This window comes from Bradyrhizobium sp. sBnM-33, from assembly GCF_032917945.1.
GTDB lineage: Bacteria > Pseudomonadota > Alphaproteobacteria > Rhizobiales > Xanthobacteraceae > Bradyrhizobium.
On sequence record NZ_CP136624.1, the window covers coordinates 5,368,066 to 5,393,638 of the forward strand.

The window sequence follows — 25,573 nt, forward strand, 5'->3', positions numbered from 1 at the left end:
GGTGAAGTGCCTCTGCGGCCAAATCATGCAAAAGCCCGGCAGCCATTTCGGACTGCCGGGCCAAACGCAAATACTAGGTGAACTCAATGCCGCGCCGCTGCAATGCGGCTATTCTGATGCGGATTTCGGGACCGTCTATCCGGAAGAGTACGGGCGCGCACTTTTCGTCCTGTTGGAACCGAACCCTCGCACCTTTGCGGGGCCGGCGCACCTTGCATACCGGCAGAGCGCGGGGTCGCACCGGAGCTAGAGGATTTTATTACAGACGATTTTTTATCCGGTGGGCCGCAGAGCAATCTGCGGCCATTTGCTTTCTGAACCCAGAGCTGGAAGCCGCCCGCGATATCCGCGCCGCATAGTGCGCGGTCGTGTTCAGAGAGGAGTCGTGAGAGAGGAGCCGACCCGAACGGACGTGACTTAACCTCTGAGCTTCGTCTCGTCTTCTAACTCCCGAAGTCGATCGATTTGCATTTTGAAGTTCGCGGGTATCTCTCGATCTTCCCTTATCGACGCTCGTAGTCTTTCGCCAATCTTTTGAACGATCGCGCGACTGTGTCAGGAGTCGATCTCAACAGTGTTTCGCATAACAGTTCTCCAGCGCGCACGACCCAACGACGCCCGACAGTAATATCGAGGGCCTTCTTCCTGCTTGCAGATAAGACGGAGACCGTCGCCTTTGGCTATCTTGCGCGAGCGCTTGTTCTTGAACAGCGGGTCCGAAGACCTTTGGCTATCCGCGACATGCGCCGTTCATTGACGGCGGGCGACGGCCTCACATCAACAATTCCGCGATGAGGACTTTCGTTCCGGTTCCATTAACGGCTGTTCAGCTTTCCCTGAATCGGAACTTTTGAGACGACAGAATTCTTTGAAATAGTCGGGTGCCCACCGCCGGGGCACCGACCTGAACGGTCCCAGCCCGCTGCCCCCCTTAGCGCTGGGATCGTTCTTTTTGTTTGCCGCCCGGCACAGGGCCTTCAGGGCACGTTGGCCGCGAGGATTGGATTCAGGGGAGGGATTTGTTTCGGGAGGACGTCCCAGCCCTTGCTGCCGGATCGGGGAGGAGCTCCGGACGTATCCCTCCGGTGAAGGCCGCCTTGTAGGCTGAGGGCGAACGTCGGAAGCCCTAGGGATAGGCCGCCGGCACCCTGTCACTGCTGCCGCGCGCCGCAGCGTGTTAGGAACCATTCAAAGCCTTATGATGAGAATTCCGCCTTGCCCGCCGTTCCTGCCCGCATCCTGCCGACGATCGTCATCTCGCAGTTCGCCGCGACATCGCTGTGGTTCGCCGGCAATGCGGTGATACCCGACCTGCAGCGCAGCGCCGGCTTGCCGGCGTCCGCCGTCGGCGACATCACGATCGCCGTGCAGCTCGGCTTCATCGCCGGCACGCTGGTCTTCGCCTGGCTAGCGATCGCCGACCGCTACTCGCCGCGTATCATCTTCTTCCTTTCCACGCTCGCCGGGGCGGCGGCCAATGCCGCGACGCTGGCGAGCGGCGGCGAGTTCTTGCCCCTGCTCGCGGCGCGGTTCGCAACCGGCTTCTTTCTCGCCGGCATGTATCCCGTAGGCATGAAGATCGCGTCGGGCTGGTGCGACCGCGACCTCGGGCTCGCGCTCGGCTGGCTGGTCGGGGCGTTGGTGCTCGGAACGGCGCTTCCCCATCTCATCCGCGGCCTGGGCGGCGATCTGCCCTGGCAGGGCGTGATCCTGTCGGTCTCGGCGGTATCGATCGCCGGCGGTCTGGCAATGTTTCTTCTCGTGCCAGACGGGCCGCATCTCAGAGCGGGCGCGAAGTTCGACCCGGCCGCATTCGCGACGATCTTCCGCTCGGCCGAATTCCGGGCGTCGGCCTTCGGCTATTTCGGCCATATGTGGGAGCTCTACGCCTTCTACGCGTTCCTGCCGGTGCTGCTGGCGGCGCGCCTCGGCAGCGACGCCGCGACGGTTTCGGTGTGGAGCTTCGCGGCGATCGCCACCGGCTTTCTCGGCTGCATGGTCGGCGGCTACCTTTCGCGGGGGATCGGCAGCGCGCGCGTTGCCTATATGCAATTGTCGGCGTCCGGCCTGTGCTGCCTCGTCTCGCCGCTGGCGTTCCTGGCACCCTTGCCGGTGTTCCTCGCCTTCCTGTTGTTCTGGGGCGTGGTCGTTGCCGGCGACTCGCCGCAATTCTCCACGCTCAACGCCCGTTTCGCCCCACCGAGTCTCGTCGGCTCGGCGCTGACGATCGCCAATTGCATCGGCTTCTCGATTACGATCGTTTCGATCGCGCTGCTTGCCTGGCTGATCGAAGCCGCCGGACCGCAGCATGTTTTCCTGATGCTGGTGCCCGGGCCGGTGCTCGGGCTGGCGGCGTTGAGGGGGCTGGCCGTGAAGCCGGCATAAGGAACGACCGCGGCGGCGTTGAGATTACGGTGACAGTGCACTTAATCCGGCCGAGGATTTGCTCGCGTAACGCATTTAAGCACTCTCACCGTAATTACAGCAATGGACATGGTGCCTATTGGACCAAGGCCATTGCCGAGGCCGACGACTTCGATGAGGCCAACGGCAAGACGATCCTGACATTCTTCGAGGCGCAGGACGTCGCGAAGAAATTAGCGAACGGCGAGGACGGCGACTTCGCGCCGATCGGTCTCGGCATCATCGGCCGGTGTCGTCGCCAAGGTGCAGCGCCAGCGTCTGGCTCCGCGCACCGGCCACAACGTCGGAAGCAAGTAGGGGCATCGACGCTACCGCCTAACTACTTGCGTAGCGTGGGGGGTGGTGTTGTGGTCGATCATGGTGGTCCTTACGTTATACCAAGTCCCAAAGCGTACGCCCCAGTAGAGCAGGTACTTCTGAACCCAGCCGACATTGAGGAGCTCCATGGCTTCGAAGAAAATTCGGTCGGCATGGTCGCGCGTCGGTGCTTCAGGATGGGGATTGTTGAGCGCGATTCGGTAGCACAGGTAGTCATGAACGACGCCCGCGCGGCTCCAGCTTGCCCAAACTGGTAGGATCGACCACAGCAATCGTGGAATGGATGGACCGTCTGTGACGAAGCCCTTCGAAACGAGGATGACGCGACCGGAGCCGCGGCCTCCGACCTCATAGATGAGGGGCTCTGCCAAGCGCCATAAGCGCCAGCCATGCGTATCGTTACCGGAGAGATGCGTAATCGTCAGTTCGCTCGTGAATGCGCCCACAGCTCTTCCTCCCCTTCCTCGAATAAGCGATCCCGTCAGTTGATGATGCGAGGACGTTAAGGGAGATCAGCTCCTCAGACTGTGATGGGCGTCACTAAGGGAATTACGGTGACAGTGCACTCAATTGCACTTCGCCTGCGGCGATTAAGTGCACTGTCACCGTAATTCTTGTCACCGTAATTCTGGGTCACCTGATCGAATCGTCCGACTGTGGGATAGCTCATACAAGAACGCGCCGGATGCATGGGACAGTCTGGCAAACAGACTGCTTCCCCGCGCGACGGCTTCGGGATGAGTGTGGGTGTGATTTGACTTTCAATCAGGAGGTGTGTCGTGGTGAAAAGGTGCATTTGGCTGATCTCCCTGCTCCCGTTTTTTGCATTCCAGATCGCGCCGGCCGGCGCGGCGTGTCGCTGGTCTCCTGAACTCAAGGAGCAGGTTTGCTCAAGGACCAGTGACGGGCCGGGCGAAGCATATGTTGACGCGAGAGCGAAATCGTCGGGATACGCGGCCGTCGCAGTGGACGGACGCGGCGGATGGGGCGCGTCGCTGGGCCAGCCCACATCGCGCACCGCAGGGGCGGACGCCGTAAACCGCTGTGGCGGCAATTGCCGCGTCGTCATGAGCGGTCGCGGCCGATGTGTCGCGTTCGCCGACAGCTCGAGCAACGGATATTGGTATGGCCACGCCTACGGCGAGAACATGGGAGCCGTTCGGAGGATTGCCATGCAGGGCTGTTCGGCTGGAGGGCCGGCGGGCACGTGCCGCATCAAGCACGTAAATTGCATCTAGCTGCCGCTGATTTGCCTGATGACGCCCAGCAATGGATTAGCCTAATTGCGAACTCGCGCCTCGCGCGTTGTAGTTCGGTTGTGTCTCAGTTTGAATTTTTTGGGAGGCCGCTTCGCCGGAAGTGCTCCACGGCACCATCAATTTGAACCCAATCATGTTTCGACTGTTCGAAAACCGATATGACGGGGGCTGGGTATTTTGGTTCTGCCATCGCGCCGACTGCAACGGCGATCACGCGGGCAGATTGCTGAGTTTCCAGTAGACTGTTGAGCCGCACTGTGGACAAAAATAGTTATGGATTTTCCCGCCGCTTGCGGCGGCGTGCGTGAACTCCTTTGAGGTTCCTGAGATGGTGACAACATCAGCGTGGTAATAAGCGCCTACACCGAACGGCGCGCCGGTTCGGCGTTGGCAGTCGATGCAGTGACAAGCAACGACTAGCCTGGATGGTTCTTTTGGAAGCGAGAGCGTGACTGCACCGCAGCTGCATCGAGCGTCAGCCATTCGAATTATCCTCCAATTGCTTCTGAGCAAGCAAAGCTTACCGCGAACGGACGACGGGGGTCATCCGAGTGATGACGGTGGGACGCATCAGAATTACGGTGATAGTGCATTTATAATTCTGCCCTTCTCGCCGTGCGAATTAGCTGTCTTGCCCTGCGCGTTCAGGGCAATTTATTGAACCAGATCGAGCTGATGCTAGCGGTCCAGCCTCCCCCGAAAAAATATTCCGCTTCCACCTTCGGGCAAATCACCGCTATCACTTCGCGCGTCCACCCCGGCAAGAGGGGCGTATCGCGATCGTCACGGACGCGGGGTGGATGCGGTGGACGCAGCGGCGTCGGGCGCGATCGTGGTCGCAGGGCGGGTTCTCCCGTGAGTGATCTTACGTTTGCGCAGACGACCGGCGTTTCAAGGCTTTCGCCAGAACCTCAGTCGGCATCTCGCCGATCGGAGTGACGGTTGAGGGCGCTGCGTACGGCGAAGTCGTGTGGTTCTGGCATCCGTGGCTGATGTCAAGCCAGCGGAGACGCGTCGGCCCGACCGGGCTTGGACAAATCTCAATCCGCTGGTGACGGTGACAAAAAGGAATTCGTCGCCGGGAAGAGCACGTATAAGCCGTAAGGCCATTGCGCAGGGAATGCCGGATTGCCTCCGCTGAACCTGTATGCTCGTGTGCGCTTCCTTCTACCCATTGCACACGAGACCGCGGGTGCAGCGCGCATCCGGCATTTCCTGCTCCCTCTCTTCGGGCTAGCAGATGCACACATTGCCGGCTGCGACGGAATGACTCGATGTCTTGATTTGGCCTTCCGCAGCGACGGTCTGCTGTGATTCTGTATCTGGCACTTCGATTCCATTGAGGTGCCAAGATGTTGAACGAACAATTCAGGCTTGGTCGGTTCGGGGATGGCCGTCTCGATAAAGGGGGGCGGCTCTGCTCGAAGGGATGGTCACGCGCGCCAGCTCGTGCTTGCGTCGAGCGGCGGATGGTGATCGGGCCAAGATAGTCCGATACGGCCGATTTCTCGCCAATGAGAACGTGAGCTTGGAAGCACTGCTCGCAGGCTGGGGCGAACAGACGGCGGTTGCGGCGGCCGGCCGGCACGTGCTGGCGATCCAGGATACAAGCGAGATCAACTTTAGGACCCAACCCGAGCGTCGGCGCGGGCTGGGTGAGATCGGCAAAGGGAACAGCCACGGCTTGCTGTTGCATGCGATGGCCGCCGTGGATGCCGCCAGTGACGCCTGTCTGGGGCTGGTAGGCGGGAAGATTTGGACGCGCCAGGGCCGGGTTACGGTGCCGCACGATCAGCGGCCACTGGAGCAGAAGGAGTCGGAACGTTGGATCAGCACGGCCCATCGAGCCAAGCAGGTGCTCTCTGCGGCCACGATGGTCACGGTGATCGACGATCGCGAGGGCGACATCTATGCCAAATGGGCGAGCGTATCGGCCTCAAACTTCCATCTGTTGACGCGGAGCATGCATGATCGCGTGCTGGCCGACGGTGCAAGCATGTATGCCACCGCCAGCAGTTGGCCCGTCGTCGACACTGCCACCATCGACGTTGTGGCGCGTGCCGATCGGCCCGCCCGACAGGCCAAGCTGGTGCTGCGGTTGGGTCGGGTCACCCTCAGAAGGCCGCAGAACGCGTCTGCCGACTTACCGCGGACAGTCGAACTCGCTTTGGTCGAGGTCGTTGAAGTCGATCCGCCAGCGGGCGTCGAGCCGCTGCACTGGTACCTGCTGACGACCCATGACGTGAACGATGTCGCGTCTGCCTGGCAGATCGTCAACTGGTACAAAAAGCGTTGGATTATCGAGCAGCTGTTCCGCCTGATCAAAACGCAGGGGCTGCAACTCGAAGACAGCCGGATCGAAACCGCCGATCGGCTGCTCAAGCTCACCGCGATCGCCGCCAAGGCTGCCGTCGTGATCCTGCAACTGGTTCAGGCTCGCGACGGACGCAGCGCCGAACCTGCCAGCAACGCGTTCAACAAAGAGCAGATCAAGCTGCTCGCCGCACTGGCCACCAAGTACGAAGGCAGAACCAAACTCCAAAGCAATCCACATCGCCCGCAAACCTTGGCTTGGGCCTCATGGATCATTGCTCGCCTCGGCGGATGGGATGGATACCCTCGCACCAAACCCGGCCCCATCACCATGAGGCATGGCCTCCAATACTTCTTGGGCGTGGCTTCCGCCTGGGAGACCCTCAAAGATGTGTGAATCAGCTAGTCTCTTCGGGGGGAACCAAGGCCAAAGCTCGGGCAGGTCGTGCCGCGAGATCGCGGACCCGTATTCCGTTAAGCTTTCCGCTTAAGACTGTCTCAATACGCAACAATTATTGAGTATCTGTCGGCCCGCCATTACCGTTAAGAGACTAGCGGGTTTGCGACGCATTTCGTCGATTTGGGGATTTTGAACCGCATGTGCGGCATTGTCGGCATTCTCGGACGCGCTCCAGTCGCGGAGCTCCTGGTAGATTCACTCAAACGGCTTGAATATCGCGGTTATGATTCCGCCGGCGTCGCCACGCTGGAAGGCGATCACCTTGAGCGCCGCCGCGCCGAGGGCAAGCTGAAGAACCTCGAGAAGCGGCTGGATGCGGAACCGCTGAAGGGGCACACCGGAATCGGGCACACCCGCTGGGCGACGCACGGCAAGCCGACCGAGAACAATGCGCACCCGCACGCGACCGATCGCGTCGCCGTGGTTCACAACGGCATCATCGAGAATTTCCGCGAGTTGCGCGAGGCGCTGGAGAAGAAGGGCACGGTCTTCAAGACCGAGACCGATACCGAGATCGTTCTGCATCTCGTCGATAGCCTGCTGCAGAAGGGCATCAAGCCGGTCGAAGCGGTGCGGGCGACGCTGTCGGAATTGCGCGGCGCATTCGCGCTCGGTTTCATCTTCGCCGGCGACGACGATCTGATGATCGGCGCCCGCAACGGCCCGCCGCTGGCGATCGGTCACGGCGACGGCGAAATGTATCTGGGATCGGACGCGATCGCGCTCGGGCCGTTCACCGATACGATCAGCTATCTCGAAGACGGCGATTGGGTGGTGCTGACGCGCAAGGGCGCTGTCATCTACGACAAGACCAACGCGATCGTTCACCGCGATGCGGTCAAGCATAGCGCCTCGACCTCGCTGGTCGACAAGGCGAACTATCGCCACTTCATGGCCAAGGAAATCCACGAGCAGCCGGAAGTGGTCGGGCACACGATGGCGCGCTACGTCGATATGCCGAGCGAGCGCGTCCTGTTGCCTGTCAAGCTGCCGTTCGACTTCAAGGACATCCAGCGCATTTCGATCACGGCTTGCGGCACCGCGAGCTATGCGGGCTACGTCGCCAAATACTGGTTCGAGCGGCTGGCGCGCGTGCCGGTCGAGGTCGATGTCGCCTCCGAATTCCGTTACCGCGAGGCGCCCTTGCGCAAGGGCGATCTCGCGATCTTCATTTCGCAGTCCGGCGAGACCGCCGATACGCTGGCCGCGCTGCGCTATGCCAAGGCCGAGGGCGTTCACACCCTGTCGGTGGTGAACGTGCCGACCTCGACGATTGCGCGCGAAAGCGAAACCGTGCTGCAGACGCTGGCCGGCCCCGAAATCGGCGTCGCCTCGACCAAGGCCTTCACCTGCCAGTTGATGGTGCTGGCCTCGCTCGCGGTCGCCGCCGGGAAGGCGCGCAGCGAATTGTCGGATGAGGACGAAACCAAACTCGTTCACGGGCTCGTCGAGATTCCGCGGCTGATGGCGGCGGCGCTGACGTTGGAACCGCAGATCGAAAAGCTGGCGCGCGACATCTCGAAATCGAAGGACGTGCTCTATCTCGGCCGCGGCACCAGCTATCCGCTGGCGCTGGAAGGCGCGCTCAAGCTGAAGGAAATTTCCTACATTCACGCCGAGGGCTATGCCGCCGGCGAGCTCAAGCACGGGCCGATCGCGCTGATCGACGAGACCATGCCGGTGGTGGTGATCGCGCCGCATGACCGGGTGTTCGAGAAGACGGTCTCGAACATGCAGGAAGTCGCGGCCCGCGGCGGCAACATCATCCTGATGACGGACGCCAGGGGAGCGGCGGAAGCCACCGTCGACTCACTTGTCACCATCGTGCTGCCCGATATGGCGGCGGCGTTCACCCCGATGGTCTATGCCATCCCGGTGCAACTCCTAGCCTATCATACCGCCGTGGTGATGGGCACCGACGTGGATCAGCCGCGAAATCTCGCCAAATCGGTAACCGTCGAATAGGCGTGAGCCCATTGGCTGTCACGTTGGCTCTTCAAAAACCTGCTAGGATGGCTTAGCTGGCATAGAAGCCCGCCGCCCCGACCTGGAACCAGAATGAACCGCGAAGAACTGCCCCCGACCGCGCCCCTGGATGAACCTCTCCCAGAGGCTCACCCTCCCGGGCTAATGGCCCGTTTCCGGAACTATTTTCTGACCGGACTGATTGTCGCAGGGCCGGTCGCGATCACGCTGTACCTGACCTGGTGGTTCGTTAACTGGGTCGACAATATCGTCCGGCCGTTCGTGCCCACGGCCTACCGTCCCGAAACCTATCTGCCGTTCGGGCTGCCCGGCTCGGGGCTGATCGTCGCGGTGGTTGCGCTTACGCTGCTCGGCTTCCTCACCGCCAATTTGATCGGGCGGACGCTGGTCGACCTCGGCGAGCGGCTGCTCGGCCGCATGCCCGTGGTGCGCGCGATCTATCGCGGCCTGAAGCAGGTGTTCGAGACGCTGTTCTCGGGCAAGGGGTCGAGCTTTCGCAAGGTCGGCCTGGTTGAATTTCCCTCGCCGGGCATGTGGTCGATCGTTTTGATCTCGCAGCCGCCGAGCGTGAACATCGCCAGCCAGCTTCCCGACCAGGAGGAGCATATCTCGGTGTTCCTGCCCTGCGCGCCGAACCCGACCACGGGTTTCTTCTTCTACGTGCCGAAGAGCAAGATCATCGAAGTCGACATGACGACCGAGGACGCCGCGACGCTGATCATGTCGGCCGGCGTGGTGCAGCCCGGCTCCGATCCGCAGAAGCGCAACGCCGCGCTGGCCGGCATGGCGAATGCGGCCCGCGTGGCGAATTCGGCCGCGCTGGCGCGGGCTCCAGCAAAGGTGAAGGTGGAGTAGGGCGCGTGACGTTCTTTCCGCCGTCATTGCGAGGAGCGCAGCGACGAAGCATCCAGTCTTTCTTTCCGTGGCACGATGGATGGCTTCGCGGAGCCTGTCATCCGGCGGCGCTTCGCGCCGACTGGGTGGCTCGCAATGACGGCCGACAATCCTCAGAGCTGACAGGCCGACATCATGACCAACAAGATCGAAGGCATCATTCCGGTGATGATCACGCCGTTCACCGAAAGCGGCCAGATCGACTATCCCGGCCTCGGCCGGCTGGTGGAATGGTACATCGACCATGGTTCGGACGCGTTGTTTGCGGTCTGCCAGTCCAGCGAGATGCAGTTTCTCAGTCTCGACGAACGGGTTGAGCTCGCCGCTTTCGTCAAGAAGGCCGCGAGCGGCCGTGTCCCGGTGATCGCTTCCGGTCACATCAGCGAAAGCCTGGATGACCAGCTTGCCGAGCTGACCGCGATTGTCGCAACCGGAGTTGACGGCATGGTGCTCGTCACCAACCGGCTCGACGCCAAACGGGAAGGTGGCAGCAGGTTCATCGACGATCTGACCTGGCTGCTCGATCGGCTGCCGAAGCAAATTCCGCTCGGTCTTTACGAGTGCCCGGCGCCTTATCGTCGTCTGCTCACCGATGATGAACTAAAGTTCTGCGCCAATACCGGCCGCTTCGTCATCCTCAAGGACGTGTCCTGCGACCTCGAAACGGTGAGGCGCCGCGTGACGCTGACCAGGGGCACGCCGCTTGCCATCGTCAATGCCAATGCGGCGATTGCCTTTCAGGCATCGAAAGCCGGTTCACGCGGCTTCACGGGCGTATTCACCAACTTTCATCCCGATCTCTACAAGTGGCTGATGACCGAGCATGCCTATCATCCGGCGCTGGCGGACGAACTTTCCGTCTACCTCGCGCTGTCGGCGATGGCCGAACCGATGGGCTATCCGAAGCTCGCAAAGCTCTACCACCAGCGCCTCGGCACGTTCTCCTGCACCGACAGCCGCGCCGTCACCTTCGATATACGCGAGAAATTCTGGGCGCTGGATGCGCTGTTGGACAAGATCGTCGAGGGCACCGAGCATTACCGGCTTCGCCTTGCCACGGTCGCAGCGAGTTATCCGGCCCCGATCAGCGGCACCGCTTCATCGCGCTCATACAGATAGAGCAGACAGCGCAGCGCTTCGCCGCGCTCGCCCTTGAGCTTGGGATTGTCCTTCATGATGCGCAGCGCCTCGTCGCGCGCCTGCGTGATGAGCTGGCCGTGCACATCGGAGCGGGCGATGCGATAGCCGGGCAGGCCGCTCTGGCGGATGCCGAGCACATCGCCTTCGCCGCGCAGCTTGAGATCCTCTTCGGCGATCCGGAAGCCGTCGGTGGTCTCCCGGATCACCTTCAGCCGCGCCGCCGACATCTCGCCGAGCGGCTCCTTGTACAGCAACAGGCAGGTCGAGGATTCCGACCCGCGACCGATCCGGCCGCGGAGCTGGTGCAATTGCGCGAGCCCGAAGCGTTCGGCATTTTCGATCACCATGATCGTCGCGGCGGGGACGTCGACGCCGACCTCGACCACAGTGGTGGCGACCAGCAGCCCGATCTCGTGGGCGGCAAACTGCGCCATCACGCGATCCTTATCTGGGCCCTTCATCTGACCATGGACCAATCCGACGCGGTCGCCAAAGCGCTTCTGCAGCTTCTCGAAGCGTTCGGTTGCGTTGGTGAGATGTTCGGTACCCTCGGCCTCGGATTCCTCCACCAGCGGACAGATCCAGTAGACCAGCTTGCCGGCCTTCAGCGCGCGGCCGACGGCATCGACGACTTCATCGAGGCGGCTGGCCGGAACCGCGCGGGTGTCGATCGGCTGGCGGCCGGCCGGTTTCTCGCGCAATTCGGAGACGTCCATGTCGCCGAAATAAGTAAGTACCAGCGTGCGCGGGATCGGCGTTGCGCTCAAGACCAGCACGTCGACCGCTTCGCCCTTGTTGGTGAGCGCCAGCCGTTCGCGCACGCCGAAGCGATGCTGCTCGTCGACCACGGCGAGCGCCAGTGCCTTGAAGATCACGTCGTCCTGGATCAGCGCGTGGGTGCCGACCAGAAGATCGATTTCGCCGGCTTCGAGCTGCGAAAGTATCTCGCGCCGCTCCTTGCCCTTTTCGCGGCCGGTCAGGATCGCCACGCGCAGGCCCGCCCTTTCGGCCAGCGGCGCGATAGTCTTGATATGCTGGCGCGCGAGGATTTCGGTCGGCGCCATCAGCGCGGCCTGCTTGCCGGCCTCGGTGACGGCAGCCGCGGCGAGCAGCGCCACCACCGTCTTGCCGGACCCGACGTCGCCCTGCAGCAGCCGCAACATCCGCACCGGCTGGAGCAAATCCTCGGTGATGGCGGCGACCGCCGCGCGCTGCGAGGCGGTGAGCGCATAAGGCAGCGCATCGATGATCTTGTGGCGCAGGTGGCCGTCGCCGGCGTTGCGGTCGCCGGCCGGACGCCGTAGTTGCGCGCGCACCAGCGCCAGCGCCAATTGACCGGCGAGCAGTTCGTCGAAGGCGAGCCGCGACCAGAACGGTCCATCAGGCAAAATGTCCGTGAGTTCGACCGGCGCATGCACACGGGTGAGCGCCTCCCGGACGGGTGGAAACTTGCAGCGACGGATCACTTCCGGGCTGATCCATTCGGGCAGTTCCGGCAACTTCTGTAGCGCCTGCGCGATCGCCCGGCGCAGCGAGCCCAACGCGAGGCCTTCGGTCAGGGGGTAGACCGGATCGATGCCGCTCAATTTTGAAAACGCCGCTTCGTCGACGACGCGGTCGGGATGCACGATCTGCGGGATGCCGTCATACATCTGCAGCGTGCCGGAAACGTAGCGCTTCTCGCCGACCGGCAGCAGCTTTTCGACATAGCCGGGCTTGGCGCGGAAAAACGTCAGCACCACGTCACCGGTATTGTCGCTAGCATAGACGAGATAGGGCGCGCGGACACTGCGCGGTGGCGGCGGCCGGTGACGGTCCACGGTGACCTCCAGCGTCACCACGGTTCCCGGTACCGCCTCGCGGATCTTCGGCCGTGCCCGGCGGTCGATCACGCTGGCCGGCAGGTGCAGCAAGAGATCGACCAGCCGCGGCGTCTCATCGCGCCCGAGCAGATAGCGCAACAGCTTGTCCTGCTTCGGCCCGACGCCCGGCAGGCTCGTGACCGGCGCAAACAAGGGATTGAGCAGGGTGGGGCGCATCAGCTCTCTCATCGCACATCGTGCGTCATGCGCGGGCTTGCCGCCTTCGCCAAGGCTTCGGCGGCCAAGCACGCTCGTGGCCCGGCGAAGCCTTGGCGGAGACGGGACCCGCGCATCCATCACTCTTCAAAAGATGATGGATTGCCGGGTCAAGCCCGGCAATGACACCGTAGTAGTAATTCACGGAACTGTTGGGGCTGACATTCGTCACCTCGACCGCTATATCAACCCGGCCCGGCACGTCCGGGCTTTTGGCGTTCGGATGGGACCAGACTAATGACGGGTACGACACGATCGAGCGGTGGCCTCGATGACCGCCGCAAGCGGCTTTTGTTTCGCTGCTGGCATCGCGGCACCCGTGAGATGGACCTCATCCTCGGCCGCTTTGCGGATGCCGAGATATTGGGCATGCGCGATGACGAGCTGACCGAGCTGGAACGCCTGATCGAGGTGCCCGATCCCGATCTCTATGCCGCGCTGACCGGCGACAGGCCACTCGATCCGGAATATGCGACCGTGCTGTTCGATCGCATCAAGGCATTTCGCGCCGTGGATCACGACGCATGAAGGCGCCCGTCAAATCGCCCGCCGCGCTGCTGGTTCCCGGCCGCGCGCTAACTTTTGCCAATGTCGCCGAGGGCGCGGAGGGGCTGGTCGTATCCGACCTCGCGCGCGCGGTCGCGGCCAGGCCGAAACCGCCGGCTGTGAGCCTTGCCGTGGTCTGCCGCGACGGCCCGCGCATGCAGCAATTGGCGCGGGCGCTGGAGTTCTTCGCGCCCGATCTGCCGGTGATGCAGTTTCCGGCCTGGGACTGCCAGCCCTATGACCGGGTGTCGCCGCATGGCGGCGTCCTGGCGCAGCGCCTGACGACGCTGGCGCGGCTGTCGCGCCTGCAGGGCAGCGATAAGCCGCTGATCGTGCTGACGACGGTAAACGCCATCGTGCAGCGCGTGCCCGCGCGCAAGGTGGTGGCGGCGCAGGCGCTGTCGGTTGCGCCCGGCCATATCGTGCCGATGGACTCGATCATCGCCTGGCTGGAGCACAATGGCTACAATCGTTCCTCGACCGTGCGTGAGCCCGGCGAATATGCCGTGCGCGGCGGCATCCTCGATCTGTTTCCGGCGGGGCTCGATCAGCCGGTGCGGTTCGACTTCTTCGGCGACTCCCTGGAATCGATCCGGACGTTTGATGCCGAAACCCAGCGCACGCTTCTCGACATGCGCGCGCTCGATCTGGTGCCGATCTCTGAATTCCAGCTCGTCACCGAAACCATCCGCCGCTTCCGCATGGGCTATGTCGCGACCTTCGGCGCACCCGAGCGCGACGATCCGCTCTATGAAGCCGTCAGCGAAGGACGCCGCCATCCCGGCATGGAGCATTGGCTGCCGCTGTTCCAGGAGCGGATGGATACGCTATTCGACTATCTCGACGGCGCGCCGGTCGCGATCGAACCGCAAGGCGAGGACGCCGCGCGCGAACGTTTCAAGCAGATCGCGGACTACTACGAGGCACGGCGCGAGGCGCTGGAGCATCCGGGGTCGGGCGCGATCTACAAGCCGTTGCCGCCTGACCGGCTCTATCTGACGGAAACGGAGTGGACGACGCGGCTGGGCGACGCCGCGGTGGCGCGGCTGACGCCGTTTGCCGTGCCGGAGGGCACCGGCGACGTGTTCGACGCCGGTGCGCGGCAGAGCCGCAATTTCACGCCCGAGCGCGCCGACACTTCCGTCAACGTGTTTGAAGCCGTAGTGGCCCATGTGCTGGCCTTGCAGGCGCAGCGCAAGAAGGTGGTGATCGCGCTGTGGAGCGAAGGCTCCCGCGACCGCATGGCCAGCATGCTGCGAGATCACAAGCTCGCCAATATCACCAGCGTCAACACCTGGCGCACCGTGCAGGCAACGCCGCGCAACGAGGCCATGCTGGCCGTGGTCGGCATGGAGAGCGGTTTCGAGACCGACGAATTCGCCATCATCAGCGAGCAGGACATCCTCGGCGACCGCCTAGTGCGCCAGCGCAAATCAAGCCGCAAGCTCGACAACTTCATTTCCGAAGTCACGAGCCTTTCGACCGGCGATCTCGTGGTACATGTCGAGCACGGCATCGGGCGCTTTGTCGGCTTGCAGACGATCGAAGTCGGCGGCGCGCCGCATGACTGCCTCGAGCTGCATTATGCCGCCGAAACAAAGCTGTTCCTGCCGGTCGAGAATATCGAGCTGTTATCGCGCTACGGCTCCGACCACGCCAATGTGGAACTGGACCGGCTGGGTGGCGGCGGCTGGCAGGCCCGCAAGGCCAAGCTGAAGAACCGGATCCGCGAGATCGCCGGCGAACTGATCAAGATCGCGGCTGAGCGGCAACTGCACGAAGCGCCGAAAATGCCGGTGCAGCCGCATGTCTATGACGAATTCTGTGCGCGCTTCCCTTATGAGGAGACCGAGGACCAGCTTGGCGCCATTACATCCACACTGAAAGACCTTGAAACCGGCCGTCCCATGGACCGGCTGATCTGCGGCGACGTCGGGTTCGGCAAGACCGAGGTAGCCTTGCGCGCGGCGTTCGCAGTGGCGCTCGAAGGCAAACAGGTCGCCGTCGTCGTGCCGACCACGTTGCTTGCCCGCCAGCACAGCAAGAATTTTGCCGAACGTTTTCGCGGCTTTCCAGTCAATGTCGCGCAGGCCTCCCGGCTGATCCCGGCCAAGGAGCTGACGCAGGTCAAGAAGGGACTGGCCGAAGGCCATGTCGATATCGTGGTCGGCACGCATGCGCTGCTCGGCAAATCGATCAAGTTCCGCGATCTGGGCCTTTTGATTGTTGACGAGGAGCAGCACTTTGGCGTCAGCCACAAGGAAAAGCTGAAGCAGTTGCGGGCGCAGGTGCATGTGCTGACACTGAGCGCCACGCCGATCCCGCGGACGCTGCAGCTTGCGCTGACCGGCGTGCGTGATCTTTCGATCATCGCTTCGCCTCCGGTCGATCGCCTTGCGGTGCGCACCTTCGTGGCGCCGCACGATCCCCTGATGATCCGCGAGGCGCTGCTGCGCGAACGCTACCGCGGCGGACAGGCGTTCTACGTGGTGCCGCGGATCGAGGACCTCGCCGGCGTCAAGGACTTCCTCGACAAGAACCTGCCGGAAATGAAGGTTGCCGTCGCGCATGGCCAGATGGCACCGACCGTGATCGAGGACATCATGTCGGCGTTCTACGACGGCAAGTACGACATCCTGCTCTCGACCACGATCATCGAATCCGGCCTCGACATTCCGAACGCCAATACGCTGATCGTGCATCGCGCCGACATGTTCGGGCTTGCACAGCTCTATCAGTTGCGCGGACGGGTGGGGCGCTCGAAGCTCCGCGCCTATGCGCTGTTCACGCTGCCGGCGCAGCAGAAGATCACCGCGCAGGCTGAACGGCGGCTGAAGGTGCTGCAGTCGCTGGAAACGCTGGGCGCGGGTTTCCAGCTCGCATCGCACGATCTCGATATCCGCGGCGCCGGCAATCTGCTCGGCGAAGAACAATCCGGTCATATCAAGGAAGTTGGCTTCGAGCTCTATCAATCGATGCTGGAGGAGGCGATCCTCAACCTCAAGGCCGGCGTCGTCGAGCCCGCCGCGGACCGCTGGTCGCCGCAGATCACCATCGGCATGCCGGTGCTGATCCCCGAGGATTACGTCAACGATCTCTCGGTGCGCCTGTCGCTGTACCGGCGGCTCGCCGATCTCGACACCGACGAGGAAATCGACAATTTCGCCGCCGAGATGCGCGACCGCTTTGGCGTGCTGCCGGACGAAGTCCGCTATCTCTTCAAGGTCGCGGCGATCAAGGCCTATTGCCGGCGAGCCAATGTCGAGAAAGTGGACGCCGGTCCGAAGGGTGCGGTGATCTCGTTCCGCGACAACAGCTTTGCCCAACCGGATCGCCTCGTCGCCTTCATCCGCCAGCACGGCCAGGCCGCGAAGGTGCGGCCGGATATGAAGGTGGTATTCCTGCAGCAATGGAAGACGCCGGAAGAGCGGCTGATGGGTACAACCGAGATATTGCGCCAGCTCGCCAATCTCGCGGAGAGCAAGAAGGCGGCGTGAATCGCGTCGATCCATCCCCGTCATTGCGAGGAGCGAAAGCGACGAAGCAATCCATGCCTACCGCATATGCGGAGAGATGGATTGCTTCGCTTCGCTCGCAATGACGGCGAGGCTCTACGACGCCGCCCGTTGCGCCTCGTCCTGCAGCCGCGATCGCAGCGACTTTGCGGAATCGTTCGGCAGCAGCGTTGCCACCGTCACGGTTGGCTCCGACCGTGCGTCGCGCTGGCCATGGCTGGTATGGCGCATCACGCTTGACAACCGCCGCGCGATGGCGTGAGCCGACTTCAGGTCGGCTTCGGCAAATACCACGACAACTGAGCCGTCTTCCTGGGCGGCGCCGAAATCCATTTGCCGCATCAGGCGGCTGATGATCCGCGCGCCGTCGAATTGCGCGCGGGGATGGTCGGGATCGAACGCAAAGCGTGCCACCGACAATCCGCCGCCGCGTTGCTGCGTCTGGTAGATGGCGCTGGCAAAGTCGCGCTCGAAGGCTTCGGGGGTGAGCAGACCAGTGCGCGCGTCGATCAGGCCATCGGCGTCGATGGCTTTCAGTGTGCGGCTGAGATGCGCTTCGAAGGCGTGCTGGCGGATCAGCGGCAGCGCGATCGCTGCCACCCGGGCGGCGTCGCGGGAGATGATCTCGAGGTTTGGCAAATCATAGGCCGGCGCCAGATCACCTGCCGTCACGACGACGGGGAGGTTGCGGAAACGGGCGTCCTCTGTCAGCACGGTGAGGAAGGCGTCGACCACGCGCAGGCTGAATCCTTCGCCGAGCACGATGCCGTCGATATCTCTGGCGTTCAGATGCTTCGCAGCCGCCTCGATCGAAAGCGCGCCGACCACGCCGGTGCGCTCGCCAAGCGCGACCGACAGCGCGGGATAGGCGCCGCCGCGGCCGATCAGCAGCACGGTAGCGTCGCGCGCCGGATCGATATGCGACAACGCCATCGGCGCCATCGGTACCAGCCGGCGCATCACCGTTGCATGCAATGACCGCACGCGCAGGGCGGCGCGCAGGCGAGCCGCCAGCCGGTCGGAGCCGCCTCGTTGGGCGTGTGGGACTTGGCTCTGAAAGAAGGGAATGACGTTGTCCGGAACAGGAATCTGCGGATCGACTGAGATCAGCGGCAGATAGGGCTGTCGCGCTGCGACCCGCACGGCCAGCTCCGCCAATCCGGCTGCGTCGGTGCCGGAGGTTTCGGCCAGCACGGCCGCCGGTTGCACCTGCTCGACCGCGCGCGCCGCATCCGTCCACCCGGTATCGACCACCGGAAACAGTCTCGCGACGTCGAGGGTGGCGGCAAAGGACGGCCGTTTCGCGGTCGATACGACGAGGATCGGACCTTGCTGGGACATCTGAGAACTCGGATCAGGCGAGCAATTTGAGCCGCATCCTAGTTTGTGGCGCTTAATGTGGCGTCAACGGGCGCCCGCCAGCGGCTTCTCAGGCGGCGTTGCTCCGATCCCGAAATGCTTCCACCATCAAGGGGTTAAGGCCGAGTTCTGTCAGCGCGTCACGGGCGCGGGCGTTGTCGAGCGCACGGCCGGCAAGCCGGTGGCCGCTGAGGCGGTCCGGCAGCGCGGTCAGCAGCGCACCCTGACCGAGCCGTCGCGCCCACTCCTGCAGGTCCTGCGCCAGGAAGCGGTAGCCGCCGACGGCCATGACGCCGGACGGCGGCGCGGTGATATTGACCGCACCGGTGACGCGGTCGAGCCGCGCCGCGTAATCCGTATCCACATAGTCGCGCGGCGGCGACGCGATCAGGGAGTCGCTCGGCGGCGGAGGGGGCGCATAGGCCGCGACCGGCACCATCGGTCCGCGGAGTCCCAACGTGCCGCGCGGCGTCAGCAGGATCTCGCCCGCGATCGACGATCCCGGCAAATCGCGCGGCGCTCCGTGTGGGCCGGGCTTGATCAGAGCCGGCGAGCCGTCTTCCGCGATCCGGCGGGCACCAAACAATCCGGCCTCGCCGAACAGATAGACATCCGTCAGCGTCGCCTGCTGCGCGGCCCAGCACGCGCTGGAGCCGACCTGCTCCGGGGTGCGCCACAGACCGATGACATTGCGCAGGCTCGGCATCCGCGCGCCGAGGTCCAGTTCGTCCAGCCGCAGCGCCAGTTGAGCAGGTACGATCAGCGTATCGCAGGCCTGTTCGTTGAGCTGCTGTTCCAGCACCTCGTCGTCGAACGGATGGTGCAACACCAGTGTTCCGCCCGACAGCAGCCAGATCGCCAGCGACGAGGCGAGGCCGGCAAATGACATCGGCGAGAAGGCCGACAGGATGGTTGCGCCCTGCGGCACGTCGCTTTCAAGCGAAATGGCAAGCCCGCCGGCGATCAGGCCGAGATGGGCGCGCGGGACCGGCCGGAAGCCATCCGAGGTGACGTCGAAGGAAATCAGCGCCGCTTTGCGGCCGTCCTGGATCACGGCGCGCGTGGTCGGGGATTCCCGGAAGATGGCGTTGTCGAGTGAGGCCATGCCCTCGGGCAGGTCGCCGCCGAAGCCGCAGACATGGCGGATCGAGAACGCTTCGGCGGCAGCGTTCATGGCGAGATCCGAGTAGATCACGCCATCGATTCTGCCCGAGGTCACGATCGCCCGGGCGGCGGTGCGGTTGAGCGCCATGGTCAATTCCGACTGGCGCCAGAGCAGCGGCAGCACCGCGACAACGAGGCCGGCGCGGAAGGCGGCAAGCACGGTGAGTGTGAATTCGATGGTGTTGGGCAGCTGAACCGCGATCACGGAATTGGACGGCAAGCCAGATTCGATGAAGTGCGCGGCCAGCGACGAGATCATGCGGTCGGCCTGCGCGAAGGTAAGACGCTTCGGCGGCTGGCCGGTGATGCGCTGCTTGTTGGGGGGATCGACCAGCGCCAGCGCGTCCGGCTGCCGTGCCAGGTTCCGTTTGAACAACGTATCGAGCGTTGGCGAAGCGGTGGGCTGGGTCACGGCGTTACTTCGGCTCTGTCACGGAGGTTGGATCGCTTTGGCGAGTTCACTTCATTTCCGGCTTCTGCCACCAGGTTTCCGGCAGATAGCCCGTCAACGCGGTCGCTGTAGGTTGTTCTATCCGATTCCACCGCGCAATCCATTGCTCCTGCACGTTAAACACTGGAATTGCGTAGAAGCCCGACATCAGGACGCGGTCGAGCGCCCGCACCGCGGAGACGAAAGCCGGGCGTTCGCGCGCCTCGAGCAGGGCAGCGATCATGGCGTCGATCGCGGGCTCCTTGGCGCCCATGTAATTCCGGGTGCCGGGAATGTCGGCGGCCTGGGTGCCCCAGTAGAAGGACTGCTCGTTGCCGGGGGATAGCGACTGGTCCCAGCGGTTCTGCAGCATGTCGAACTCGTAGCCGAGCCGGCGCTGGTCGAACTGCACGGGATCGACCGTGCGGACGCTGGCCTCGATGCCGGCGCGCTTGAGGTCGCGCTGATAGGACAGCGCAATCCGCTCCTGGTCGCGCGTCGTCACGAGGATTTCGAAGGTGAGCGGCGTCCTAGTCGAACGCTGCCGCAGTATGGATCCGTCGAGATCGTAGCCGGCTTCCGACAGCAATTTGAGTGCGCTGCGCAGCGTTGTTCGATCGCGGCCCGATCCGTCGGTGATGGGCAGGCGGTACGTGCCATCGAGAATATCCGGCCGGATGCGTTCGGCGAACGGCTTCAAGAGTTCGCGCTCGTGCCCGTCGGCCGGGCGGGCATAGGCGGATAGTTCGGACCCTGCGAAGAAGCCTGCCGCGCGCGCATAAAGTCCGAAAAAGTAATTGCGGTTGACCCACTCGAAATCGAACAGCAGCGTCAGGGCCTGCCGCACCCGGATATCTGAAAACATCGGACGCCGCGTGTTGAACACCAGGAATTCCGAGGGCTGCGGCATTCCGGTCTTGATGGTGTCGCGGATCACTTCGCCGTTGCGGGCGGCCGGAAAATCGTAGCCCTCATGCCAGCGCAGCGGCTCATGCTCGATGCGAAAATCATAGAGGCCGCGCTTGAATGCCTCGAACTGGCCGTTGGACTCCCGATAGAAGTCGAGCCTGATCTCGTCGAAGTTCCACAATCCCCGATTCGCGGGCAGGTCGCGGCCCCAGTAGTCGGGATTGCGGGTCAGCGTGACGCTGGCGCCCGGCTTGACGGCGGTGACACGATAGGGGCCGGAACCAACCGGTCCGGTCATCGTGGTTTCCTCGAACGTCGCCGGATCGACCGCGTGCTGCGGCAAGACCGGCATCAGCCCGAGGATCAGCGGCAGCTCGCGGTCGTTGGCGCCACCGAAATCGAACTGCACGGTGAGCGGATCGGGCGCTTCGGCCCTTACGACTTTGGAATAATACTGGCGGTGATTGGGGCGACCCTTGTCGCGCAGCAAGGCCCACGAAAACAGGACGTCCTTTGCCGTGACCGGCTTGCCGTCGGCGAAGCGCGCTTTGGGGTCGAGGTGGAAGGTGATGTAGCTGCGCGCGTCATCGGTCTCGACGGTTTTCGCCAGCAAGCCATAGAGCGTGAAAGCCTCGTCGTTGCCGCGCGCCATCAAGCTCTCAACTACGAAGCCCCTGACCTGCTGAACCGCGAGGCCGCGGACGATCAGGGGGTTGAGGCTGTCGAAGGTTCCGAGGGCGCCCCAGACCAGCCGTCCGCCCTTCGGCGCGTCGGGATTGGCGTAGGGCATATGCGTGAAACCGGCGGGCAGAGCGGGCGCGCCGTGCATCGCCAGCGCGTGGCTTTCGGCCGCCTTGGCTTCGTGGATCGGCGCGAGCAGCGTCACAGCCAGCGCGAGGGCACTTCCCGCGAGCACATGCAGGGGGATACGACCGGAGCGGTTCACAGGCGGGCAGGGATCTGATTCGAAAATGCGCACGAAGAAAGCTTTACCATAGGCTTCGGCCTTGGCCTGCAAGGAACACCCAAAGATGCTTGTCGGCATTGATCTTTTCGTCTGCCGCTGTATTGAAGGCGGGCAGTTGATGACGGCGGGAACGCCTGTCACGTATCCGCCTCAATTGCCAACGAGACAGCCGCCCCAGCGCGGCTTGGTGTCGGTGCCTGTAGCGGTTTCGGGCGCTCCGGTTCAGAAAGGGTTTTCCGCAATGAATTTCCGTATCTTGGCCGCGTCGATTCGGCCGCGTGGGCAGGTCTTGGCCCTGTTGGCGGCGTCGGCATTGTCGGCAACGTTGATCGCGTCGGGCGCGCACGCCCAGCAGCCCGCGCCGGCGCCGGGCGCCCCGAAGGCTACTCCTGCCCCCGCGCCTGCCGCTCCGAAGGCGCCTCCGAAGGCTGCTCCCAAGGGTCCCGCCGGCGCTCCCGCGGCGCAAGCGCCTCCGGCTGGCGCTCCCGCCGGCACCCCTCCGCCACAGGAGCAGCAGGTCCAGCTAATCTACGCACCCTGGACCAAGTTCTGCCTCAAGGGTCAGGAAGCCGGCGCCAAGCAGGTTTGCTTCACCGGCAAGGACGGCCGCATCGAGTCGGGCCAGCCCGTCATCGCCGCCGTCATCATCGAGCCGGAAGGCGAGCCGAAGAAGCTCCTGCGCGTCACCTTGCCGCTCGGCATGCAGCTCGTGCACGGAACCCGGATCATCGTTGATAACAATCCGCCGCAGCAGGGCCCCTATGTGATCTGCTTCCAGAACGGCTGTATGTCGGACTACGAAGCAACGCCCGAGCTGATCGCCAACTTGAAGAAGGGCCAAAACCTCGTTGTTCAGGCGATCAATTCCAACGGCGCACCGCTGACGCTGCCGCTGCCGCTGGCCGGTGAATTCGCCAAGGCCTATGACGGTCCGCCGACCGATCCGAAGCAGTTCGAGGAAAACCAGAAGAAGCTGCAGGAAGAGCTGCAGAAGCGCGCTGAAGAGCAGCGCAAGAAGCTGGAGGGTACCCAGCCGGGCGGCGCTACGGCAAATCCGGCGGCGAAGTAACAGCCGCGCCATTGGACAAAACAAAAAGGCGCCCCACCGGGGCGCCTTTTTCGTTGCGGCAGAGATTGCTAGTTCAGCGACGGATTGCGCGGGCGGTAGCCGCCGGACTTGTCCTTCACGAAGATCTCGGCCACCTGCGAGTGCCGGATCGGCTCGCCGGAATCGTCCGGAAGCAGATTTTGCTCGGAGACGTAGGCGACGTATTCGGACTCCGAGTTTTCCGCGAGCAGGTGATAGAAGGGCTGATCCTTGTGGGGCCGAACCTCCTCGGGGATCGACAGCCACCATTCCTCGGTATTGTTGAATTCCGGATCGATATCGAAAATCACGCCCCGGAATGAAAACACCCGGTGGCGGACGATCTGGCCGATCTGAAATTTGGCGGTGCGCGCTTTGATCATGTCCCGTCGAATAGACCATGATTGTGGCCGATGCTAGGGGCAATAGGACGAATTAACCTTTACGCGCGGTGGCCATATCCGGCGCCATCTCCCCAAAATCACTGATGAAAAGACACTGTACTAGATGGTCGACATCCTCAACCTCGCGCTTCCCTATTTTGGCCTGATCTTCATCGGCTTTGCCTGCGGCAAGACCAGGAAGCTGCCGGAATCGGGCCTCGCCTGGATGAACTTCTTTCTGCTCTACGTCTCACTGCCGGCCTTGCTATTCCGCATCATGTCGGAGACGCCATTTTCCGAACTGAACAACCCGCCATTCCTGATCGCAACCACGCTTGCGACCGTGAGCGCCTTCGTGCTTGCCATGGTGGCAGGCCGCATCATCGGCGAACTGTCGCTGCGCAAGGCGACGATGGCGGGCCTTGCCGGCGCTTACGGCAATATCGGCTATATGGGCCCCGGGCTGGCGCTGGCGGTGCTCGGAGCCAAGGCAGCGGCGCCGACCGCGCTGATCTTCTGCTGCGACAGCATTTTCCTGTTCACGATCGTGCCGCTATTGATGGCGCTGAGCGATCGCAAGCATCCGTCGTTCCTGCACGCCATTGGCATCGCCGCGCGGCAGATCGTGCTCAATCCGCTGATCATGTCGGCCGCCGCGGGGGCGCTCGTCGCGGCGTTGCACATTCAAGTACCGGTTGCTGTCGACAGGACCTTGCTGTTTCTCCAGAACGCGGCGGCACCGACGGCGCTGTTCGTGCTGGGCGTTACCGTGGCGCTGCGCCCGTTCGACCGGGTGCCCTGGGAAGTGCCCGGCGTGATCGCGATCAAGCTCCTGATCCATCCGCTCATCGTATTCGGGCTGATGCTGCTGTTCGGCCCGTTCGCGCAGCCCTGGGCCGCGACCGCCGTCCTGATGGCCGCGCTGCCGCCGGCGCTGAACGTGTTCGTGATCGCCCGGCAGAACAACACCTGGATCGAGCCGGCGTCTGTCGCCGTCCTGATCGGGACCTTCGCATCCGTGGTCACGCTGACCAGCGTGATGTGGTTCATCCAGAGCGGACGGCTGGCGTTTCCGTAAGCCGAAGGGATTAGCTGACGCGCTTCCAGGTCGGTGCCAGCCCCTCGCGCATGGCGAGCCGGCGCAGCGGGCCGAACGAGCCGAGCAGGTGCATGCCGGCCGCGCGCAGCGATTGCATGGGCAGGAAATCGCTGAGCAGGGAACGGTTGGCGACATCGATCGCGATCAGCCGGCTTGCGACGTCGGCACGGCGCGCGGACTGATAGCGCGCCAGCACCGCCGGCGACCCTGGATCCTCGCCGAGCGAGATCGCATTGCCGGCGATGTCGGCGATATCAGCCGCATCGCGCAATCCCATGTTGAGGCCTTGCGCACCGATCGGCGGCACGACGTGGGCGGATTCACCGACAAGCGCGACGCGATGGCTGGCGAATTGCTCGGGACGCTCGATCGTCAGCGGAAACAGGTTGCGCCCGGCTTCAACCTGGACACGGCCGAAAATGGAGTGCGACTGCCTTTCCGCGGCTTCCGACAATTCCTCGTCGCCCAGCGACATCAGCCGCTCCGCTTCCCTGGTTTCCGAAACCCACACCACGCTGCAGCGGTTGCCGGGCAGCGGCACGAATACGCATGGTCCTTGCGCGGTATGAAACTCGGTGGAGATGCCGTTGTGCGGCCGAGAATGGGAGATGTTGAAGGTCAACGCCGACTGGTGCAGGTCGCGGCGGCTGGTCTTGATGCCGGCCGCCTCGCGGGACGGTGATTGCCGACCATCTGCGCCGATCACGAGCCGCGCGGAAAGTTGCTCGCCCTTGCCGGTACGGATGGCGACGGTCGCATCCTGCGGGTCGATCGCGGCAGCGTCATCGTCAAATCGAGTCAAATTGGAAAGTTCGGCGGCGCGCTCTTCGAGGGCAACCATTAACGACCGGTTGTCGATGTTGTAGCCAAACTGTTCGAGACCGATCTCGTCCGAGGAAAATCGCACCTCGGGCGCGCGGATCAGCCGGTCAGTGTCGTCAACGAGGCGCATGGTCCGCAAGGCGGCGGCCTTGTCCCGGCAGCGCGGCCAGACCTCGAGACGTTCGAGCAACTCGGTGGAAGCCCCCAACAGGGCCGTGGTGCGGTTGTCCGCATAGGGCGCGCGGCGGGCGAGCAGGGCGGTTTTCGCGCCGGTAGCGGCCAGCGCGACGGCCGCGGTCAGGCCCGCCGGCCCGCCGCCGATCACGGCAGCGTCATAAACTTGCGATGCATCATTCATATCGGGACAATTGACGCTCGGCCCCGCATTTTCAAGCCACCAACCGGCCGAAATGTTTCCGC

At 63.5% G+C, this 25,573-nt stretch carries 17 protein-coding genes and 1 pseudogene; 10 read left to right on the top strand and 8 right to left on the bottom strand.

All coding sequences use genetic code 11. The annotated features are described in order from the left end of the window. The first annotated feature begins 1,215 nt into the window (after positions 1-1,215). The gene (locus tag RX328_RS25095; RefSeq protein ID WP_213255013.1) at positions 1,216-2,385 is read left to right on the top strand and encodes an MFS transporter; all 1,170 of its coding nucleotides are present in this window, start codon (positions 1,216-1,218) and stop codon (positions 2,383-2,385) included. A gap of 347 nt (positions 2,386-2,732) precedes the next feature. Here RX328_RS25095 and RX328_RS25100 read toward each other — a convergent pair whose 3' ends face one another. After that, a complete protein-coding gene (locus RX328_RS25100; RefSeq protein WP_213255010.1) occupies positions 2,733-3,188 on the bottom strand; it encodes a DUF1353 domain-containing protein in 456 nt (151 codons plus the stop codon). A gap of 519 nt (positions 3,189-3,707) precedes the next feature. Here RX328_RS25100 and RX328_RS43835 point away from each other — a divergent pair. Further along, positions 3,708-3,980, top strand: coding sequence for a DUF4189 domain-containing protein (locus tag RX328_RS43835; protein WP_410734070.1), 273 nt, complete (start codon positions 3,708-3,710; stop codon positions 3,978-3,980). Between the two features lie 85 nt (positions 3,981-4,065). On the opposite strand, the pseudogene RX328_RS25105 reads toward RX328_RS43835, so the two are convergent. Beyond that, positions 4,066-4,484, bottom strand: a pseudogene (locus RX328_RS25105) (GFA family protein). Positions 4,485-5,523: 1,039 nt separating this feature from the next. Here RX328_RS25105 and RX328_RS25110 point away from each other — a divergent pair. From RX328_RS25110 to RX328_RS25125, 4 genes are all read left to right on the top strand, one after another. Further along, the gene (locus RX328_RS25110) at positions 5,524-6,711 is read left to right on the top strand and encodes an IS4 family transposase (protein ID WP_317258498.1); all 1,188 of its coding nucleotides are present in this window, start codon (positions 5,524-5,526) and stop codon (positions 6,709-6,711) included. Between the two features lie 201 nt (positions 6,712-6,912). Further along, positions 6,913-8,739: a glutamine--fructose-6-phosphate transaminase (isomerizing) gene (gene glmS, locus RX328_RS25115; protein WP_213253805.1), complete on the top strand. Its 1,827-nt coding sequence runs from the start codon at positions 6,913-6,915 to the stop codon at positions 8,737-8,739. Between the two features lie 93 nt (positions 8,740-8,832). Further along, positions 8,833-9,615, top strand: a complete 783-nt coding sequence (locus RX328_RS25120; protein WP_213253804.1) for a DUF502 domain-containing protein — start codon at positions 8,833-8,835, stop codon at positions 9,613-9,615. A gap of 174 nt (positions 9,616-9,789) precedes the next feature. Next, positions 9,790-10,773 carry a dihydrodipicolinate synthase family protein gene (locus tag RX328_RS25125; RefSeq protein ID WP_213253803.1) on the top strand — a complete coding sequence of 328 codons (984 nt, stop codon included), beginning with the start codon at positions 9,790-9,792 and terminating at the stop codon, positions 10,771-10,773. On the opposite strand, the gene recG is transcribed toward RX328_RS25125, so the two are convergent. Continuing rightward, positions 10,725-12,833 (bottom strand): ATP-dependent DNA helicase RecG, encoded by a 2,109-nt coding sequence (recG, locus tag RX328_RS25130; protein ID WP_213253802.1) that lies wholly within the window; start codon positions 12,831-12,833, stop codon positions 10,725-10,727. The genes RX328_RS25125 and recG overlap by 49 nt on opposite strands. 276 nt (positions 12,834-13,109) lie before the next feature. Here recG and RX328_RS25135 point away from each other — a divergent pair, with 276 nt between their 5' ends. Next, positions 13,110-13,400 carry a succinate dehydrogenase assembly factor 2 gene (locus RX328_RS25135; protein ID WP_213253801.1) on the top strand — a complete coding sequence of 97 codons (291 nt, stop codon included), beginning with the start codon at positions 13,110-13,112 and terminating at the stop codon, positions 13,398-13,400. Further along, positions 13,397-16,915, top strand: a complete 3,519-nt coding sequence (gene mfd / locus RX328_RS25140) for a transcription-repair coupling factor (RefSeq protein ID WP_213253800.1) — start codon at positions 13,397-13,399, stop codon at positions 16,913-16,915. The genes RX328_RS25135 and mfd overlap by 4 nt, the downstream gene beginning before the upstream one ends. Positions 16,916-17,029: 114 nt before the next feature. On the opposite strand, the gene RX328_RS25145 is transcribed toward mfd, so the two are convergent. From RX328_RS25145 to RX328_RS25155, 3 genes are all read right to left on the bottom strand, one after another. Continuing rightward, a complete protein-coding gene (locus tag RX328_RS25145; RefSeq protein WP_213253799.1) occupies positions 17,030-18,274 on the bottom strand; it encodes a GGDEF domain-containing protein in 1,245 nt (414 codons plus the stop codon). Positions 18,275-18,362: 88 nt separating this feature from the next. Continuing rightward, positions 18,363-19,868, bottom strand: a complete 1,506-nt coding sequence (locus RX328_RS25150) for an AMP-binding protein (protein WP_213253798.1) — start codon at positions 19,866-19,868, stop codon at positions 18,363-18,365. A gap of 46 nt (positions 19,869-19,914) precedes the next feature. Beyond that, complete coding sequence (locus RX328_RS25155; RefSeq protein ID WP_213253797.1) at positions 19,915-21,840, bottom strand: extracellular solute-binding protein; 1,926 nt, start codon at positions 21,838-21,840, stop codon at positions 19,915-19,917. 163 nt (positions 21,841-22,003) lie between these two features. Here RX328_RS25155 and RX328_RS25160 point away from each other — a divergent pair, with 163 nt between their 5' ends. After that, positions 22,004-22,831 carry an invasion associated locus B family protein gene (locus tag RX328_RS25160; protein WP_213253796.1) on the top strand — a complete coding sequence of 276 codons (828 nt, stop codon included), beginning with the start codon at positions 22,004-22,006 and terminating at the stop codon, positions 22,829-22,831. Positions 22,832-22,899: 68 nt separating this feature from the next. Here RX328_RS25160 and hspQ read toward each other — a convergent pair whose 3' ends face one another. After that, a complete protein-coding gene (gene hspQ, locus RX328_RS25165) occupies positions 22,900-23,232 on the bottom strand; it encodes a heat shock protein HspQ (RefSeq protein WP_027537766.1) in 333 nt (110 codons plus the stop codon). Positions 23,233-23,356: 124 nt separating this feature from the next. On the opposite strand from hspQ, the gene RX328_RS25170 reads away from it, so the two are divergent. Continuing rightward, positions 23,357-24,310, top strand: a complete 954-nt coding sequence (locus RX328_RS25170) for an AEC family transporter (RefSeq protein WP_213253795.1) — start codon at positions 23,357-23,359, stop codon at positions 24,308-24,310. Between the two features lie 10 nt (positions 24,311-24,320). Here RX328_RS25170 and RX328_RS25175 read toward each other — a convergent pair whose 3' ends face one another. Further along, positions 24,321-25,511: a UbiH/UbiF family hydroxylase gene (locus RX328_RS25175; RefSeq protein WP_213253794.1), complete on the bottom strand. Its 1,191-nt coding sequence runs from the start codon at positions 25,509-25,511 to the stop codon at positions 24,321-24,323. Positions 25,512-25,573 lie beyond the last annotated feature (62 nt).

Bases quoted from the DNA above. Each gene is read 5' to 3' on its own strand.
- glmS (WP_213253805.1), top strand. From the start codon at position 6,913: ATGTGCGGCATTGTCGGCATTCTCGGACGCGCTCCAGTCGCGGAGCTC.
- RX328_RS25120 (WP_213253804.1), top strand. From the start codon at position 8,833: ATGAACCGCGAAGAACTGCCCCCGACCGCGCCCCTGGATGAACCTCTC.
- RX328_RS25125 (WP_213253803.1), top strand. From the start codon at position 9,790: ATGACCAACAAGATCGAAGGCATCATTCCGGTGATGATCACGCCGTTC.
- recG (WP_213253802.1), bottom strand. From the start codon at position 12,833: ATGCGCCCCACCCTGCTCAATCCCTTGTTTGCGCCGGTCACGAGCCTG.
- RX328_RS25135 (WP_213253801.1), top strand. From the start codon at position 13,110: ATGACGGGTACGACACGATCGAGCGGTGGCCTCGATGACCGCCGCAAG.
- mfd (WP_213253800.1), top strand. From the start codon at position 13,397: ATGAAGGCGCCCGTCAAATCGCCCGCCGCGCTGCTGGTTCCCGGCCGC.
- RX328_RS25145 (WP_213253799.1), bottom strand. From the start codon at position 18,274: ATGTCCCAGCAAGGTCCGATCCTCGTCGTATCGACCGCGAAACGGCCG.
- RX328_RS25155 (WP_213253797.1), bottom strand. From the start codon at position 21,840: ATGCCGACAAGCATCTTTGGGTGTTCCTTGCAGGCCAAGGCCGAAGCC.
- RX328_RS25160 (WP_213253796.1), top strand. From the start codon at position 22,004: ATGAATTTCCGTATCTTGGCCGCGTCGATTCGGCCGCGTGGGCAGGTC.
- hspQ (WP_027537766.1), bottom strand. From the start codon at position 23,232: ATGATCAAAGCGCGCACCGCCAAATTTCAGATCGGCCAGATCGTCCGC.
- RX328_RS25170 (WP_213253795.1), top strand. From the start codon at position 23,357: ATGGTCGACATCCTCAACCTCGCGCTTCCCTATTTTGGCCTGATCTTC.
- RX328_RS25175 (WP_213253794.1), bottom strand. From the start codon at position 25,511: ATGAATGATGCATCGCAAGTTTATGACGCTGCCGTGATCGGCGGCGGG.